This is a genomic window from Arsenophonus apicola (assembly GCF_020268605.1).
Taxonomy (GTDB): Bacteria; Pseudomonadota; Gammaproteobacteria; order Enterobacterales; family Enterobacteriaceae; genus Arsenophonus; species Arsenophonus apicola.
Genome location: NZ_CP084222.1, coordinates 467377 through 484859 on the forward strand (window position 1 = coordinate 467377; position 17483 = coordinate 484859).

Below are 17483 nucleotides of genomic sequence, written 5' to 3' on the forward strand. Positions count from 1 at the left end.
GTTACGGGCCATGATGAATCAGTGATTGATTATATTCTAGTGCGATTAATAACACCTCAAGTTCATCACTAGAAAAATGTCCTTGTGATTCGAGACGTTTTTCTAACTCTGCTGCAGTTTTTGCTATGCTCTCAAAACCGGTAAGGGCTGCGCTACCTTTTATGTTATGTAAAATGTTTCGTAGATCTTCCCAATTACGTGTTTGTAAGCAATGTTGGGTACGTTTGATCATATCAGAAAAGTGCTGAGCTAGCCGTTGATTAAATTCATCTTCAGAAAATTTCATGATCGGTTCTGCATTATCGCAGTTAACTTCAGGTTGCATATCGCGATCGATCTGGATTTCGGCTGCCATCTCAATGCATTGGGCTAATTGCTCGAGAGACACGGGTTTAGTCAAATAGCCGTTCATTAACGATATTGTTTTTTCATGTTCGCTTGGATTAGCGTTTGCGGTAAGTGCCACGATTGGGCATTCAGTATCCAGAATAACATTACTTTTACGCCACAATCGAGTGGTTTGATAACCATCAATGTCTGGTATTCGTATATCCATTAATACCAAGTCAAAAATATGTTTTTTACCCAGTTTAAGCGCAGCTCTACCACTGTCCGCGGTATAAACCATTTGACCAAGTTCAATGAGCATTTGGCTAATAATATCACGGTTAGTAGCAACATCATCGACTAACAGGATTTTCAACTTCCAAGGTATGATCGTTTTGAATAGCATTGATGAAGAGGGCAATGAAATACCGTGTTGGATCTCATACAACTGCTTCCATAATCGCCATGGCAAGTAGGTTAACCCTTCATTTTCTAGTAATGGATTCTTTCCTTCCTTAGCTTGGCCACCCCACAAAGCAATTTGTGCATGTAGTTTATGCGGGGCAACGATAGGTTCTGGCTGTAAACACATGGGTGAACTTGGTTCGAGTAAAGGCATACGAAATATGAAGGTAGCGCCAAAGCCATAATCACTCTTTAGAGTAATATTTCCACCCATTATAACGGCGATTTTCTCAGAAATAGAAAGACCTAGCCCTGTTCCAACTTTATAGTGTGATGACTGCACAAAAGGTTGGAATATACATGCCTGATCCTCTTCTTTTATGCCCGGGCCGGTATCTTTTATATAAAAACAGAGCTGATTTTTTTCTACTTTAATCGTGAGTATGATATGGCCTTGTTCAGTAAATTTGGCAGCATTACCTAAAAGATTGACTAGAATCTGTTGCACTCTTAATGAATCTAAATTTGAAGATTCTGGCACGTCATTATTGACTATGCAGTGTAATTTAACCGGTTTATCTATTAAATGGGGCTGAATAGTTACCATTGCATCATCGACAATTTTTAGGATCGGGTAACGGCGAAGGTTTAATTCAACTTGATCGGCTTCAATGCGAGAAAAATCTAAGATATTGTTAATAATGCTGAGCAACGATTTAGCACAGGTATAGGCGGTATTACGTAAATTAGCTTGTTTTTCGGAAAGCGGCGTAGTTTGCAATAATTCTAATGATCCGGTGATGCCGTTAAGTGGTGTACGGAGTTCATGGCTGATAGTAGTAAGATGCTCACTTTTACGCGCTGTAGCCCGTTCAGCCAATTGTTTGGCTTCAGTCAGTTCAATAGTACGCACTGCAACTTTGTTTTCTAATTCATCATAACTATGTTTGATCGTATCAAGTAGTGCGTTATAAGCGCGAGCAATATCACCAAGTTCATCTTTACGTGATTCAGGTAAACGGCGATTAAAGGTCGGTTGCACATCTTGTTTAATAATATTAACAAAGTGACGAATCGGCTTTGCCAGGTATTGCCATAAAATCCACAACATCACAATGGTCATAATAGCAAATGACAATAATGACCATTTCAATTCATGGACAAAAGGAGTATAGGCAATTTGCTTAATACGCGCTTTAGGGATTAATGTAATTTGCTGCCAATTTGGGCCATCGATTTGTTCTGATATAGCATAATAATGGCCAATATCAATGCCATACAGCGATCCTAACAGATGAGTATAAGTTAGCATTAGCATTTTGATATCGGCCATCTCCTTTTGCGAGATATTTAACTCGTTGTTAAAGGATAGAACGCCTTTGGGAGTAAGGAAAAAGTTGATATCACTGGCATGATAAATATTAGAGACATCTAACATATCATTGATATCAATTACAAAACCCACTTGTTGATGATTAGGTTTTTGTGATGGTGGCGTGTAACTCATCAATACATAACTACGTTTGCTAGCGGCATCGTAAAATGGTTCACTCCAACGAAAACCATCGGTTGTTGGTTGCTTTGCTAATGCTGAAATTTCAGCTATTCGTTTGGTTAAATTATTCCGTTCAATCGTGGATAGTGCATAAATTGCGATACTCTTACCTGGTTCAATAATAAATGTATCAATATATCTTTGTTGACCTGAGGTGCCAAAAGTTTGTAGCGCCCATAGATTGGTCATATTTGTTTCCATGTGATGATGGCCAATATTAATTTGCCGAGCAACTAATTCATGTTGATCTGGAAAATGTAGGCATTCGAACTGAGATTCACTAATACGATGTTCTAATTGTTGAATGTCAGTAATTGCCTGTTTAAATAGATTCCGATTCAAATGAGCCCTTATTTCACTGGTTTGGTGATAGGTCATAAGAATATGTTGTATGGCACCACTATAGATATTGTTATAAGAATTTACTTCGATCAGTATCCATAAACTAATCAGTACCGAAATAAAGGCAAAGGTGAGTTTAGTCACTAAGGACGAACACCAATGTGTATTCATAATTGCTCTCTTATCCTAAAACGTATGCACAAAGACATACATACAATTTGTTAACAATAACGCAAATTGCGGTTAAGAATCTACTCTAATTTCTCTATTTATTGTTAATCTGTTTAGCTAACAATGAGATTAAGGTATTTACCTGATACGACAAAGATATTGTATTACTCATACTTGTTAACAGATAAAAAAGGTGACAAGACGATGATAGAGAGATTTACAGCAACTGGATTGTTTGAAGTTGTTGAAAAAACAGAAAGCAATTGGAACGCAATTTGTGCGGGCAGAAATGCACAATGGTTATCATCTTCTTTTGGTGCCACTGTTGGTGTTCAGATAATGCCTCCTGACAGCAAGATATGGCATCAACAAGCAAGTTTAGTGCTTGTTAGCTGTTCAGAAGGACGGAATATGGGGCTAAATTATCGAGGTTCTTATTGGGTGCTCTGGCAAGCCTACGGTAAAGATATTGATGATAACCTACTTATTGAATCTATTTGTGGTCACCTGGCATTTGCTAAATTTTTGGAAGAGGGTTTGTGTCAACCTGTGACATCACCAGCATTGCGCTATCGGAGTATAAAAAGATGAAAAAGAAACTCTGTTGCTTATTTTTATTAACCACCACGGTTGCGCAGGCGGCATCAATTTCTTCCATTCATTGGCAGGATAGTGAACCCTTCGTTTATGTCAGCCGTGGGACACCGCTAGCATCGGTAATAAGAGATATTGGTAATTCCTATGGCATTCCGGTGGTTATTAGTCCACAGATACATGATACCTTCAGTGGCCGCATTGAGAACAAAACACCGAAGGAGATCCTGGCATTTTTAGCACATCAGTATGGCTTAGTGTGGTATTACGATGGTGATGTATTACATGCTTATAAAGCACAGGAAATGAACAATCAAGTTGTTTCTCTTAGTGCTTTATCCACTGAACGTGCGTTGAACTATATGGGGAAAGCGGGTTTTTTAGATAAAAATAGTTGTGAAGTTAAAGCAATTAATGGATTGAATGCGCTACAAGTATATGGCGTGCCAGACTGTATCAATAAAGTCACTCGCTTTATTAATCAGATTGATCAAGAAGCGAAACAAAACATTCAGACGCAGCGTTTAATACGCATTTTCCCGCTTAAATATGCTTCAGCGACGGACACCGTTTATCAATATCGTAAACAAAACGTAACCGTGCCGGGTATTGTCAGTGTCCTGAAACAGATGAATCAAACGAATGCCAATGGCGTAAATGCGCAACAAGATATAACGTCATTTGCCGCCGATCCAAGGCAGAATGCGGTGGTAGTTAGCAGTAATAAGCACGATATGGGGCTTTATAGCACCTTGATTAAACAGCTTGATATCGCACCAACCATGATTGAAGTTTCTGTATCGATTATTGATGTCGATGCGTCAGATTTTAATCAGTTAGGTATTGACTGGTCGGCTAATGCCAAAATTGGTGGTGGAACGATTTCTTTTAACCAAGGTACATCAGGCAGTGATAATTTTTCCACCGTAATTGGCAATACCGGCAATTTTATGGTGCGTTTGAATGCATTAGAGAAGACCTCTAAGGCGAAAATACTTTCTCGTCCATCGGTGGTAACACTTAATAATGTTCAAGCCGTGTTAGATAAAAATATTACTTTTTATACTAAATTACAGGGCGATAAGGTAGCAAAACTGGAATCGGTTACCGCTGGCTCATTACTGCGTGTGACCCCCAGACTGATTGATAGCAATGGTCGTAAAAAAGTGATGTTATCACTCAATATCGAAGATGGTCAGCAAGCGAAGGCGATTAATGATAGTGAGCCATTACCACAAGTCCAGAATTCAGAGATAGCAACACAGGCAACTCTAAATACGGGTGAAAGTTTATTACTCGGTGGCTTTGTCCAAGATAAAGACCAAACGGTGCAAAATAAGATCCCATTATTAGGGGATTTGCCACTGGTTGGCGGTTTGTTCCGCAGTGAAGATCGTAGTAAACAGAGTGTGATACGTCTGTTTTTAATTAAAGCAGAGCCTATCAATCAAGGAGGCTAATCATGGCAAGCGATTATAAATTGCTATGGTTAAATGGTCCGATGCAAGGGCGAGAATTATTTTTGCCTGAAGGTGATCTGACCATGGGTATCGAGGGTGACATTATTGCACCATTGACGGGTCATTCCTCTTTGTCACTGACGGTACAGCCACAAGGTATTACGCTTAATCAGCCCATGACGGTATTAGTTGAAGGCGGGGAGCAGACTGGCCCCATGACATTTCCGCTAAATCAAGTCATTGTGCTAGCCGGTATCGGTTTCATGGTTGGGCGAGCGGATGAATCATTACAATGGCGCCCATTACCTGAAACCAAACTTGCCCGCAAAGCCAAGTGGAGTTTATTACTGTGGAGCGGATTTTCAATCTTTGTCTTGCTGGCAAGTTTATTTGTACTGTTATTACCTCCGTCGTCCAGTACTCTGTTTGATCCACATATTTGGTTAAAACAGCAACTGTTGGCACCGGAATTAGGTCAAATCCAGTCACAATGGGATAGTAATGGTGGGTTAACATTGAGTGGCTATTGTAAAAATTTTATTGCTTTGTCACGACTAGAAAATGAATTGAAATTACGTGGTATTCGTTTTCGTGACAAAACTATCTGTATTGATCAACTTGTGGCAAATGTGCAGTCAATTCTGGTCGCTAATGGTTATTTGCAAGCGAAAGTGACAACCGGTAAAGCAGCAGGCGATATTCTTATTTCAGGCGCGATCCAGTCTGGTAAGCAATGGGATAATGTTACCCAACAGCTTGGACAATTAAATGGCTTACGTCATTGGCAGGTGAACAATGCAGTTGGTGGTTTTAGTCAGCAATTAATCAATACATTACGTAATAAAGGATTATTAGGTGGCTTGATGGTTGAATCTCGGCAAAACAGCATCATCATCACCGGTTTGAACGACCAGAATAAAGAACAGAAAATACATCAACTTGTTGCTTCACTTTCCGCTTCAACAGGGCAGCAGATGGATGTACGAATTGAAAATATCCCTGTGCGCGAAAATTTAAGTGATTATCTGCCTGGTCAGGTTGTCAGTTATGGGGGTAATAGCAAAGCACCGTTTGTTGAGTTAAGTAACGGTATACGACTTAAATATAATAGCCAGTTGGACAATGGTTATGTTGTAAGTTACATCGATTTTACTGGATTAGATTTAAATCGCGATGGTAATTCTGTTCATATTCCATTTTCTTTTTAGGAGGTCATATGACATGTATCACAAAATTGGAAGAGAATTTAAAGCAGCAACCAGAATATCAGGCAATTTATTTACAGCAATTAAATAATTGTCAAAAAAGTCTAGCACAAAATGATGCCAAATCTTCGCTGTTATTATTGGAGTCTGTAGAAGCAGCAAAACAGGTTATTAATATTTTGGCGCAAAGATATAAAAAGCAAAATTAAATAAATATATATTTTTTACGTTTTTCTATTTTATTTTTATTTTTCTATTTTTTTATAAATTTATTTTTATTATTAAATTTTTTTAACCAGAGGAAATAATTATGTTTAATGATATTCAAGCATTAATATCGGATTTAGATTCTCGTCGTTCATTATTATTTGAGCAAATGAAAGAGTTTGAATCTTTGCAACAAGAAATTAAGCAATTAACTGAAGAATCCAGCCATAATGCAACCGCACAAAATAAGTTAAAGAAATTAGAACAGGCATTTCCGCAAGGTATTGATAAATGCCAAAAGGATATTCTTGCTAAGATTAATTCCCTTGAAGAAAATTTTAAAGTTATAGAGAAAACATTTAAATCAATTAATCATGAGCCTGATGATGGCAATAGTTCATTGTCAGGATCAGATACTGCAGTAAATACAAAAAAGAAAACTTTTAAATCTTATATTTAGTTATGAGGGCTAAATTATGACTAATCCAATCTTAAACGCACCAGGTAATTATTCTGTTAATGCTGGATCTGTTAATGGGGTTAAAGATACCTCAGCAATATATGGTGATTCAGTCTTATCCGGCGGTATTGCGGTACTCTATATATTTATGAGTTTGTTATCTGATATTGCTAGTCAAAAATATGCACAAATGCAGCAAAAATCAGATATATCACGTAGTGCCCAGGATATGGCCAATCGGGTTGATGAAATCATAGCTGAGGTCTCCAAAAAAGGTGACAAAGCGACCGGCCAACTGCCCGATGATGTTGTCAACTATATGCGCAATAATGGTATTACTGTTGATGGTATGAACATCGATCAGTATTTGGCAAAAAACGGCAAAGATCTCGATCAAGGTAAATTACAAGCGGTTAAAGCGGCATTGGAAACGGTATCAAACCGCTCTTCCGATTTTGTTTCTCAATCTCAGCTGCAATTGCAAAAAGTGATGCAAAGCTACAATGTGACGGTTAGTTTAATTAATAGTATGCAAACGATGTTGGCGGAAATGAATAAATCGATTGCCCAAAATATCCGTTAATAGGCAGATCTAACCGTTAATAAGTAATGTTAAACAAATTAAATAGTTGGAGGTCGCTATGATCCATTTAACCAGCGGCATTGAAACGGCTTTGTCTATTAATAAAGGGCAAGTGAATAACAATAATCTCAATAATGGCGATTATGTTATATCTGGCGGAATCGCAGTTCTCTATTCATTTATGAATTTACTTTCTGACATGGCGCAATTGAAATATAACCAGATGCAAATCAAGTCAGAAATGGCGCGTGATGCACAAGATATGGCTAATCGGGTAGATGAAATCATCGCCAAAATTGCTAAAGAGGGCGATAAAACGCTGGAAAAATTGCCGCCTGATGTTATCGACTATATGAGAAATCATGGTGTCACCGTTGATGGCATGACGATTGATGATTTCCTACAACAAAATGATCCTACTGCGGCTTTATTAGCCAAATTGCGTGAAAAAATCGCTGAATCAGGTGCCGATGGCATGCAATCAGCCAGTTGGCAAGATGTGGTTCGTTATATGGATGAACATGGTATTAAGGTTGATGGACAACGTTGTAGTGATTATATCTGGGGATTACCTGAAGTGGGATCCCGTTCCTATTAAAAGATCAGCCGTGAACATATGCAACATATTGCTGATGTATTAGCGGCGGCTGGTGGTTTAGATCAAGGGAAACTCGGATCGGTTAAAGCGGCACTGGAAACCGTATCAAACCGCGCTTCCGATTTTGTTTCTCAATCTCAACTGCAATTGCAAAAAGTGATGCAAGGCTACAATGTGACAGTCAGTTTAATCAATAGTATGCAAACCATGTTGGCAGAAATGAATAAATCGATTGCCCAAAACATTCGGTAGGGAGGAAGCAATGGATAATAAAGATTTTGCCACTTTACTTGACTTTGTACAGCAAGGTGGGGCGGTGAGTGGCTTGGCAGATGTTAATCAAAAGGATCTTGATTTACTTTACCGCTACGCTATGCAACTGATGACTTATGGCGACTATCAGGGCGCCAAGCGAATTTTTTTCCTACTCATGCGACTCAATCAAAGCAATTTTGAATATGTTTATGCTTTAGCGACTTGCTGCCAACAACTAAATGAGCATGAAGAGGCTATTTTTTGTTTTGGACGTGCGGGCATGAATCGTTTACAAGATCCTCGTAGTCCATACTTTGCTGGCATTAGTTATCTGGCGGTTGGCAATCGGCAATATGCAGAAAAGTCTTTTCGTGCTGCGCTAAGGATATGCTGTTGCTTACCGGCTGAACAATGGTCAGAAGTCAGAGAAAATGCCAAGCAAAAGTTAGCTTATTTAATGGGGGAAATGTGTCATGAATAATATGAGTGTTACTTCACCCATGAATACAGCGGATATACAAAATCCTAATGTTTATGATAGCAATCCGGTTGAAAAAGCCAGTCTTCCTGAGTGGTCTATGCCAACCTATGTTGCGTTGAATGTAGAGCGTAATGAAAACAATAGCGTGGTTAGCCAGCAACAAGCACAACAGGCTTTTGCTCGCATATTGAGAGCCTTTCAAGCAGATGACGGTACTAGCTTAAATCAGTTAGAAAAGGCCTCCATTAACGATATGATTTTACTGGCTGCCAACCTCAGTTTAAAGACATTTGGTGATACGGCGAATGTGGCAGCGAAAGCGAGCCAATTGATGACGGATACCCAAGCATATTTACGTGATCAACGGGTGAAAGAGTTTCAAGAGCAATTAGCCAAACAGATTGAGCAATCGGAAAAAGCACAAAGAGGCGGTATTTTTGCTGCTATTTTTGATTGGATTGTTGGCGCGGTAGAGGCTGTGTATGGTGCTCTCAAGCTGATTGAAGGCGCGGCTAGGATCGCAGTTGGTGATGTGATTGGTGGTTCATTAGAAATTGCCAGTGGTGCATCTTATTTAACTGCTGGCATTGCAGGAATGGTCAAAGCTGCAGCTGAAACGGCGATATTGTTAGGTGCTGATAAAGACAAATGTCAGGAAGTCGCGGATATTGCCGGTAAAGTTCAATTGGGTGCGGAAGTTGTTGCCATGGCGTTAGATATTTTTCAAGCTGGACGTGCGATATCGGCCACCAGAGCGATAGCCAAAACAGCAGGTGAAACCATGAAAGAAGCGGCGCCAAAATTAGCTGAAGCTGTGGTTAAGAATTCTTCACAAGAAATATCCACTATTGCTCAGCAAGTGGGTCAGCAAGTCTCTGAACAGATCGCGGAACAAATTGGTAAACAATTAGTTAGTGGTGTGGAGAAGGGCTTAGAAAAAGTGGCTGAACGCGGCGGACAGATTGCTAAATCATTAAGTAAAGCTTTCAGTCAAGAAGCCATCCAGGCACTGGTAACCCAATCTGTTGAGAAGGTAGCCACCCAGGCAGTAGAAAAAGGGGTGCAAATTACAGCAGAAGAACTCACTAAGCAAGTCACTAAATTAATCCGTAATGAAGTGATCAAACAAGCTATCAAAGCCTGTACGTTTGTTTCTCTCGATTTGGTATATGTGACGGCTAATGCTGGTAAAACGGTGACTAGCGGTATTATTGGCCTAGAAAAAGCCAAGTTACAAAAAGAGATTGAAGCATTAATCCTGCAACAAAATTTTATGGAATTCTGTTTTGATTGGTACGACAAAGCGAAAGAGCAGCAAGGTAAAACGATCAAAGATCTATTAGATAAGCAGAGTGATACCTTAGCGGGTGTAAGTAAGACGAGGAGTGAAACGGGTATGTTACAAGCGCGCATTGCTAGTGCAACGGTTTAGATGTAGCAAACTTTTATGCTGTGGTTATTTCAATTAACGATTACTAACCATAAGTTAGTAATTAAGCAGCTGGATTTTGATAATTGGCATGGCTTGATAATGCTATTCTAATTCAGATTTAGCCATTATTAGCCTGAAATTGATGATGAAAAAGCAAAATCTAGCGGCTAATTGAAGTTGATCATAAATTAATAATCACTGTTGTTGCGCTACTATCGCTGATAGTGAAATTTAATGATCAATAAAACAATACCATAAAAGCATCCTGGCAAGCAGCGTGAGTAAGCAGGCAGTACAAAACGCGCGAAGAAATGGGGATTTACCCACTATGCAGATAATTTTAGTAGGAGGCAGTTATGAGTGATATTCAATTAATGTCCGCCAATTCAGCTTCAGTCAATAAGTATGATGATTTGGGTAGTAGTGGGCTTTATGACGTTAGTAATATGGATGCTATTGCTCAGATCAATGAATTGATTATTAAGTTAGCTGAAGTATTAAAGAAACTGCGCAATATTTTGCAGGAGTTTAACCAAAAGCAACAAGAATTAGGTTGGAATATACAAACTTCATCCCTCGATAAAAAACGCGAAGGAATCGAAAATGCTTATGATGCGGCAAAATTAACCGGTGCATTTCAAATTGTATCTGGTGCGGTTGGCGTACTAAGCGGTGTTTTTGCCAAACAATTTGGCGAAATAGCCACTCATTTGGGACAAGCTACTAGTAAAGGTTTGGAAGGGAGTGGCCAGTTAGGCTCTGCTGAAATGACAAAAAAAGCAGAATTGGAAAAAGTCGAAGGTGATTTCCAAGCGATGAATGCGCAGAACTATGCAAAAAACACTAAGGACACATGGGATAAAGCTTGTCAATTATCCGAACAGATGCGTTCTATCGTCAAAGATTTAGTTGACTTATACACGCGTATTAGCTCAGCGGTAGTAAATAAGTAAATTTTAACTAATAAATAGCATAGTTAACCGGTTAAGGAAAAAACCACCGCTCAAAATAGGCTATTGAGCGGTTTTAATTAAGTGAGGCTTTGGCCCAAGATGATTATGACAAATACCAACCAGGGGGGGACGCTAGCGCAATTAATCGCCATCATTGAACAGGCATTGACTCAACCGCAAACAGAACAACAAAAACAACCAGACATCTCAAACGAGATATTAAATGCGACTTACCAACAAGCGGTCGATGCCTATCAAGAACTGCAATTGTCGCCGGCATTAACTGCTTTTACTTATTTGGTAATGTATCAGCCTTGCGAAAGAAAATATCTAATCGGCTTGGCTTCTACATTACACGCACTAGAACAATATCCGTATGCATTAGTGTTTTATGGCTATGCCAGTTTACTTGATGCGAGAGATGCGGGAGTGACTTTTCGTATTGCTCAATGCTATCTGGCAATTGAGCAAACTAGAGAGGCTATTGATGCACTACAGACATCAATAGAGCAGAGTTTTATTGCACCAATACAACCTGATATACGTAGACTTGCACAGACATTGTTAGATGAAGTTCTATAGTGACTTTCATGACTAATAGGAGGGTATTTTATGCCATATGATAATACTATTGATCCTAGCACAGCAGCACTAGCTTACCTAGATCTGGCTCAATCGCCAAACAAACCATCAGCTCCGGCAAGGCAGTTCAATATTAACCAGGTACCACTTACACAAGCAAATAATGTGTCTGAGTGGTTAGATCTGGCGGTGCCAAAAGGTGAGGTTCAGGCAAGTAAACCGTTGGATCTAAAACCAGAAATTGAACAGCAAATTAATCAATCTAAGCAATACTATGATGAAGCTAAGCAGCAAGGTGTTGAAATTGCTAAGCGTTCATTTTTTAAAGAACTATTAAATGTGGGGATCGCAGGCGTTGGTTTAGGGCTTTCAATTGCAGCTACCCTATTTACTGCCGGCGCAACAATGCCATTACTGGTTGGTTCAAGTATTACATTTGGTTTGGCGGTTGCTGATGCTGGATGTGCTTACGCCAATTGGCATAGTGAAGCCAAGGGCGGTGAAGGATTGAAGTTAGGAGCTGATGCCATAGCTAATGGTGTCTATCGACTGCTCAATAGGGCAGGTATGACAAATGACAGCGCTGAGAACTGGGCTAAATATACCTCTGCTTTTTTACGTTCAGGCTTAGTTGTCGGTACACTATGTTCGGGCGGTGCGGTCACAACAGCAACATTGGGTGCGTTGAGTAGTACTTTCTCAGCCACTAAATTGGTGAGTAACAGTGTCGATGCATTTACTTCAAGGACGGCGTCTGTGGCTTTGGATAATGCGGTTGAGAAAAAAAATCTGCTACAGGAACAGCATGCACAACAGCAGCAAAAAATAAGCAAATTGAAAAGCATGCACGATGGGCTTGAGCTGCAACACAGAGAACATAGAGAGCAACAATATCAAGCAGATTTGGCCAATTTAGAGCAAAGAAATCGTCAATTGGAGCATGAACTTAAATGGCTAAAGAAAAAAGTTGGTTATGTAAAATAAAATACCTGCAAATGTTATCATTGTTTAGAAAATAATAATTAAGAGTCACTATATTATTTTGTAATATTTAGATTTCATGTTGCTAATTTAGCAGATAATCTGTTAACCATAAAAATTAACCGGTTCCGTTGCAACCCGTTAATTTTTTCAAAACATATCCTTGTTTTTAGTTTAATAAATATATTAATTTTTCCTAATTATATTTAAATGTTAATTTATTTTTATCATCTAACGATAAATCTAATTCGTTATATCCAATTTAGCTATTATATTCAGTTTAGTTATATCTAATTATCAATACTCCCGCTATTAAATGTAATTCTACATAATAACTCGTTTGTTTTTTCTTATTTCAGGTGAATACCGGATATAAAAAATGATTATTAACCACCAAACTATGTAATAGGAAAGAAAGCAATAATACAGAAATAAATCATTAAATAACAATAACACACTCGAAATATTAATCAGGGATAACGCTGTATAGGTCTTTTGGTTTTAACAAAATTTTAAGTACTAATATATCGTTAAATGTTTTGATCAAGTGAAATAGCATTGTTTATATCGTTGGTTAATAAGTATCTACTGCCATTTTTATTGATACCTCAAAAATGAAATGGCTAAAGTCTGGCAAACAATGCTTAATTTGACGTTAGGGTAAAATTATGGATTTCAATGCTATCATCAACCAATTATCGCAACTATCTGCTAATGCTGCTGGTGATATTAAAAGTAAAATTGCCAACGCTGATCCAAGTAATCCTGATCAGATGCTACAGATGCAGTTTGCGGTACAGCAATATTCCAATTTTATCGGTTACGAAAGCGCTTTGATCAAAGTGGTTAAAGACATGATACAAGGGATTATTGCCAAAATATGAAAAGAGAAGATAAACAATTATTGGTAGAGATTGCACTTGCCGCTGCCAACCATGGATTAATAAAACAGGCTTATGCCATTTTAGCTGCCTTTCCTGAATTGATTGCCGACGAAGATGCGCGTGCGCTATGTAGCAGTTTAGTCTACTTTGCGTTAGGTGAAAATAATGCCGCAATACGTTCGTTAACCGGCATGAAAAGTAATCAAGCGGAAGGATTGCGTTGCTTATTCTCTTCGCCTGCTGACATGGTCAATCAATCGCAAATTTTTACTTTATTAGCGGGAGATGAAAATGGACATTAAAGCGGTAGCCCCTATCAATTTAGTGAAGAGTCAAACGACAGAAGCGGTTAATCCAGATAGCCAGTTAGTTGAAAAATTCAATCAATTAATGCAACACGGTCAAGGGCAAACTGCAGCATTAGGAACCGTTCTACCATCAACTGTCGAGCCGACGGCGCAGGCGCTGTCTCCTACCCAAGCCGTTCAAGGACAAGCAATGATAGTGAAAGCTGTTCTTGAAGTGGATATGGCAGCTAAAACGGCAGGCAGTCTTGCCCAATCGATCAATAAATTAGTGACAATGCAATGAAATACTTAAAGTATTTATGTTTAATATTAGTGTTGTTCTTGACTGGATGTAAGGTCGAATTATACCGAAATTTGCCTCAAGATGAAGCTAATCAGATGGTTGCATTATTGATGTTAAATCACATTGATGTTAATTCTGAAATTGATAGTAAAACCGGCAAAGTGACATTGCAAATCGAAAAAGATAAGTTCATCGATGCAGTGGAAATACTTAGGCAAAATGGTTACCCCAAAACGCAATATGTCGGTATTGAGGATCTCTTTCCAGCGGGTCAATTAGTTTCTTCTCCTGCGCAAGAAGAAGCAAAAATGCGTTATCTTAAAGAACAACAACTTGAGCGTACGCTATCAAGTATGGATGGGGTCATTAGTGCACGAGTCTCTATTGCTCAGGCGGATAATAGTGACAGTAATATTGATAATAGCACGCCTGAAAAGTCGGTAGCGGTTTACATTAAATATTCACCAGAAGTCAATATGAGTGGGGTTGAAGCGCAAATTCGCAATTTAATCAAGAATGCGATATCCGGTTTGCAATCCGATAAAATTAGTTTGTTTTTGCAACCGGCAGAATTCCGTTATCAACCCCAGAAAATTCAAACTAATCAGCAATGGCAATATCTACAAAATTACATTGTAGCCAATAAGACGTTAATTTTATTAACTTTTACCGCAATATTTATTGTCGTGTTTGCCGCAGTGATATTTGGACGTCGTAAGGATAAATCTTAATGACTGAATTGGCAGTGAGATTTAATTATTTATTATTCCATCCAGGTGAGATCATGCATGCTAAATGGTGGCAATGGCTTGGGCTTAATGAATGGCAGTCTCGCTACCCAACTAGTAATGAATTAAAACGCCGCTTAGATAAATTGATACTTAATCGATTAGGAGTTCAGCCTACTTTATATCGTCAAGTAGCGGAAAATATGCAGACCTGGCTTTTATTATTAACCCAAAAGCCATTTTTATTTACTGTTGTTGGATTAGTTTGTAATCCCTCTCCTGACTATTTATGGGATAGCGCTTATAGGTCACGTTTAGCGACCTTATTAAGTCAGGAACAGATAAAGCAACTAATTGCTTTATGGCCGACCGAGTGCCACACGGTTGCGGTACCCTGGTTAGTTGACGAGTTCCTTGAGCAGGCACACCTATATGCCTTAAATGTTTTCTCTCATTATTGGCAGGGAGATGATTTTGCACTGCTTTTAGCCTGGTATTTTGCTCCATTAGAGGAGCAAATGCTCTGTTCGCAACAACAAATTGAACAGGCTGTTCGCTGGTTATTTCGTTTGGAGCGTTTCTTATGAATGGTTTTTTAGTGTTAGTTAAAGAGTGTGAGCTCTTAAAGCAAACATTGGAAATCACACCTGAAGAAATTCAGCAAGGTTTGGCTGAATGCAGACGGGAGCAGAAAGCCAAACAACGTATTAAGCAATATGCAGATAAAGTAAGGCAAGAGTGTGATGCGCTTCGGCAGGCAGCACAACAAATTGTTGCTGAAGCAGAGATAGCCGTTAAGCAGCAAGAAAAAGCGTGGCGAACACAATTACAGCAAGAAATAGTGGCAGAAAGTATCAATTGGCTGGTTGAACAGGCAGAGTTGGAAAAACACTTAGTCATCGTCTTACAGGAACGGATCGGTCAACAAGTAAAATTAGTTCTCAAAGCCTGGTGCCAAAAACAAAATATTAGTGAAAATCTTATTAACCAGATCACTGAGCATATTGGTGAAGCAACCACTAAACAAAGTTTGGTCCTGAGTGTTTCACCAGAACAGGCAGATGCCTTGCGTAAAATATTTGCTGAACAAATACAAATTAGGATCCGTTCTGATTTTGCACCATGGCAAGCAGAACTAAGTTCAAGTTGTATGACATTACGCTTTGATTTATATGAACACCTGGAAAGGCTACTAGAAACTTGTGTTCCTACGATGAATAAAACGCATTTGAGAGGAACTTGTGATGCGAATTGATCAAGCGGATTATCTCAATTTTCAATCTCTGCAAGAGAGCAAGCAGGCGACAAGTTTTATCCCAGCAGAGAGTACGGCAATGCAAGCCAGTATTGCCTTAGCGGAAGTCCGAGCTGAAGCGCTGGAAGAAACGTTAGAAGGTTTAAGCTTAGGACTAAGCCAAGTAATGAAAAAAATAGCTGATGCCAATAAAAAGCAAAGTGCATTATTTAATGGCGTAGAAAAACTCTTACAGCAACTAGACGAAAAGCAACGAGGAGCTATAGAGCAAATTGCTAAACAACTTCTTTCCTTTAAAGATGGCGATAAAATTTTACAGCAAATTCCTCAGTTTGCCTTAGACAAAGGACAGCTAATTTTTTTGTTAGCAATATTGCAGGGTATGACAAGTTTAGCCTTATCTGAACGTTCGAAAATCAAACAGTTTTTAATGTCACTGTTAGCCGAAGAAGATATTGAGCTAGCGTTAATTGCGGCTAGTCAAGGTATGGTGATTGATACTTCACGTTTGCAAGCTTTTCGGCAACTCTATCAACATGCTGCCCGTGGAGAAAAAGGGTTAAGTCATTGGTTTAAATTATTACAACAACATGAAGATCGAAGACGGACTATTCAATTATTAATTCGTGCCATATCGGAGCCTCTAGTGAGTCATGAACAGTTAGATATGACTAAATTGGTAACTACGATTGATGATTTACGTCGCTTATGGCTGTTTTTAGCTTTTTCTGAGCACTGTGCTTCTTTGTCGCGCACGCTCAATTTAGCCAATGATACTGTTGCAGAAGTCAGTATTGAATTATTAGAGCAAGGTTGGATCTATCCTGAGGCATTAGCGCAGTTGATAATAAAATTGCCATTAACAATCTTGCAACGTTTAATTTTTTTACGTAAATGGCGTGAAATTATGGTGGTCATGAGTGAAGCTTGTTATCGCGATCCAGAACAAAAAGAGCATATTCAAGAAGTCATGTTACAACTGCTTGAACAGTGGAATGATGAGTATGCTGTTTAAAGGAGAGGAGAAATGCGTAAAGAAGATAGTGTACTTGCTCGTTTTGGTCAATTATTAGGCCTACCTTTAGTATGGGATGAGAGTGATCAGTGCACTTTATTACTTGATAATCAATTGATGATGTCTATCCATGCTAAAGGAACTTATTGGCAATTATATGGTTTTTTGGGACAGATTGATGCGCAAAAAGCACACTTACTATTCATTAATTGTATGCACCACAATATGCAACTGGTTGAAAATAATGATGGTGCGGTAGGTTATGATTCAGTGCAACAAACCTTATTATATGCAGTAAATTGGCCGGTTCCTGCTAGTGGTGAAGAACTATTAGTCTGGTTTGAACGTGCGACAATTTGCTATGAAGCACTTTACCGTGAGTTTAGTCAGTGTCCGGAGCTAATAATATAGGTTGTTAT

The 17483-nt window shown here is 38.8% G+C and carries 22 protein-coding genes; 21 read left to right on the top strand and 1 reads right to left on the bottom strand.

The genetic code is table 11. The features are described 5' to 3' along the window. Nucleotide 1: 1 nt before the first annotated feature. On the bottom strand, nt 2-2800 hold the full coding sequence (locus tag LDL57_RS01980; RefSeq protein ID WP_180558967.1) for a two component system sensor kinase: 2799 nt from the start codon (nt 2798-2800) through the stop codon (nt 2-4). A gap of 204 nt (nt 2801-3004) precedes the next feature. On the opposite strand from LDL57_RS01980, the gene LDL57_RS01985 reads away from it, so the two are divergent. From LDL57_RS01985 to LDL57_RS02085, 21 genes are all read left to right on the top strand, one after another. After that, a complete protein-coding gene (locus tag LDL57_RS01985; RefSeq protein ID WP_180558968.1) occupies nt 3005-3391 on the top strand; it encodes a hypothetical protein in 387 nt (128 codons plus the stop codon). Next, a complete protein-coding gene (locus tag LDL57_RS01990; RefSeq protein WP_180558969.1) occupies nt 3388-4854 on the top strand; it encodes an EscC/YscC/HrcC family type III secretion system outer membrane ring protein in 1467 nt (488 codons plus the stop codon). Before LDL57_RS01985 ends, LDL57_RS01990 begins: the two co-directional genes overlap by 4 nt. Before the next feature lie 2 nt (nt 4855-4856). Further along, a complete protein-coding gene (gene sctD, locus LDL57_RS01995; RefSeq protein ID WP_180558970.1) occupies nt 4857-6062 on the top strand; it encodes a type III secretion system inner membrane ring subunit SctD in 1206 nt (401 codons plus the stop codon). A gap of 8 nt (nt 6063-6070) precedes the next feature. Next, nucleotides 6071-6268, top strand: coding sequence for a hypothetical protein (locus LDL57_RS02000; protein WP_180558971.1), 198 nt, complete (start codon nt 6071-6073; stop codon nt 6266-6268). Between the two features lie 101 nt (nt 6269-6369). Next, entirely contained in the window at nt 6370-6726 is a 357-nt protein-coding gene (locus tag LDL57_RS02005) for a hypothetical protein (protein ID WP_225506900.1), read from the top strand. A gap of 16 nt (nt 6727-6742) precedes the next feature. After that, a complete protein-coding gene (sseB, locus tag LDL57_RS02010) occupies nt 6743-7309 on the top strand; it encodes a type III secretion system translocon protein SseB (protein WP_180558973.1) in 567 nt (188 codons plus the stop codon). Between the two features lie 58 nt (nt 7310-7367). Then, the gene (locus LDL57_RS02015) at nt 7368-7907 is read left to right on the top strand and encodes a hypothetical protein (protein ID WP_225506902.1); all 540 of its coding nucleotides are present in this window, start codon (nt 7368-7370) and stop codon (nt 7905-7907) included. A gap of 18 nt (nt 7908-7925) precedes the next feature. Further along, a complete protein-coding gene (locus tag LDL57_RS02020; protein WP_202881800.1) occupies nt 7926-8159 on the top strand; it encodes a hypothetical protein in 234 nt (77 codons plus the stop codon). Nucleotides 8160-8169: 10 nt separating this feature from the next. After that, the gene (locus tag LDL57_RS02025; RefSeq protein WP_180558974.1) at nt 8170-8643 is read left to right on the top strand and encodes a SycD/LcrH family type III secretion system chaperone; all 474 of its coding nucleotides are present in this window, start codon (nt 8170-8172) and stop codon (nt 8641-8643) included. After that, a complete protein-coding gene (gene sctE, locus LDL57_RS02030) occupies nt 8636-10075 on the top strand; it encodes a type III secretion system translocon subunit SseC family protein (RefSeq protein WP_225506903.1) in 1440 nt (479 codons plus the stop codon). Before LDL57_RS02025 ends, sctE begins: the two co-directional genes overlap by 8 nt. A 356-nt stretch (nt 10076-10431) precedes the next feature. Then, entirely contained in the window at nt 10432-11028 is a 597-nt protein-coding gene (sseD, locus tag LDL57_RS02035; RefSeq protein WP_180558976.1) for a type III secretion system translocon protein SseD, read from the top strand. A gap of 105 nt (nt 11029-11133) precedes the next feature. After that, the gene (locus LDL57_RS02040) at nt 11134-11610 is read left to right on the top strand and encodes a type III secretion protein (protein WP_180558977.1); all 477 of its coding nucleotides are present in this window, start codon (nt 11134-11136) and stop codon (nt 11608-11610) included. A gap of 30 nt (nt 11611-11640) precedes the next feature. Then, the gene (locus LDL57_RS02045) at nt 11641-12594 is read left to right on the top strand and encodes a hypothetical protein (RefSeq protein ID WP_225506905.1); all 954 of its coding nucleotides are present in this window, start codon (nt 11641-11643) and stop codon (nt 12592-12594) included. A 665-nt stretch (nt 12595-13259) separates the two neighbouring features. Further along, a complete protein-coding gene (sctF, locus tag LDL57_RS02050; RefSeq protein WP_032114489.1) occupies nt 13260-13475 on the top strand; it encodes a type III secretion system needle filament subunit SctF in 216 nt (71 codons plus the stop codon). Further along, nucleotides 13472-13777, top strand: a complete 306-nt coding sequence (locus LDL57_RS02055) for an EscG/YscG/SsaH family type III secretion system needle protein co-chaperone (protein ID WP_180558979.1) — start codon at nt 13472-13474, stop codon at nt 13775-13777. Before sctF ends, LDL57_RS02055 begins: the two co-directional genes overlap by 4 nt. Then, a complete protein-coding gene (gene sctI / locus LDL57_RS02060) occupies nt 13767-14066 on the top strand; it encodes a type III secretion system inner rod subunit SctI (protein ID WP_180558980.1) in 300 nt (99 codons plus the stop codon). The genes LDL57_RS02055 and sctI overlap by 11 nt, the downstream gene beginning before the upstream one ends. Then, nucleotides 14063-14797, top strand: a complete 735-nt coding sequence (gene sctJ, locus LDL57_RS02065; RefSeq protein WP_180558981.1) for a type III secretion system inner membrane ring lipoprotein SctJ — start codon at nt 14063-14065, stop codon at nt 14795-14797. The genes sctI and sctJ overlap by 4 nt, the downstream gene beginning before the upstream one ends. Further along, complete coding sequence (locus tag LDL57_RS02070; protein ID WP_225506906.1) at nt 14797-15381, top strand: type III secretion system domain-containing protein; 585 nt, start codon at nt 14797-14799, stop codon at nt 15379-15381. Before sctJ ends, LDL57_RS02070 begins: the two co-directional genes overlap by 1 nt. Next, the gene (locus LDL57_RS02075) at nt 15378-16049 is read left to right on the top strand and encodes a hypothetical protein (RefSeq protein WP_180558983.1); all 672 of its coding nucleotides are present in this window, start codon (nt 15378-15380) and stop codon (nt 16047-16049) included. Before LDL57_RS02070 ends, LDL57_RS02075 begins: the two co-directional genes overlap by 4 nt. Next, on the top strand, nt 16039-17064 hold the full coding sequence (locus tag LDL57_RS02080; protein WP_180558984.1) for an HrpJ domain-containing protein: 1026 nt from the start codon (nt 16039-16041) through the stop codon (nt 17062-17064). Before LDL57_RS02075 ends, LDL57_RS02080 begins: the two co-directional genes overlap by 11 nt. A gap of 12 nt (nt 17065-17076) precedes the next feature. Next, nucleotides 17077-17475: a CesT family type III secretion system chaperone gene (locus LDL57_RS02085; RefSeq protein WP_180558985.1), complete on the top strand. Its 399-nt coding sequence runs from the start codon at nt 17077-17079 to the stop codon at nt 17473-17475. The last annotated feature ends 8 nt before the right edge of the window (nt 17476-17483 follow it).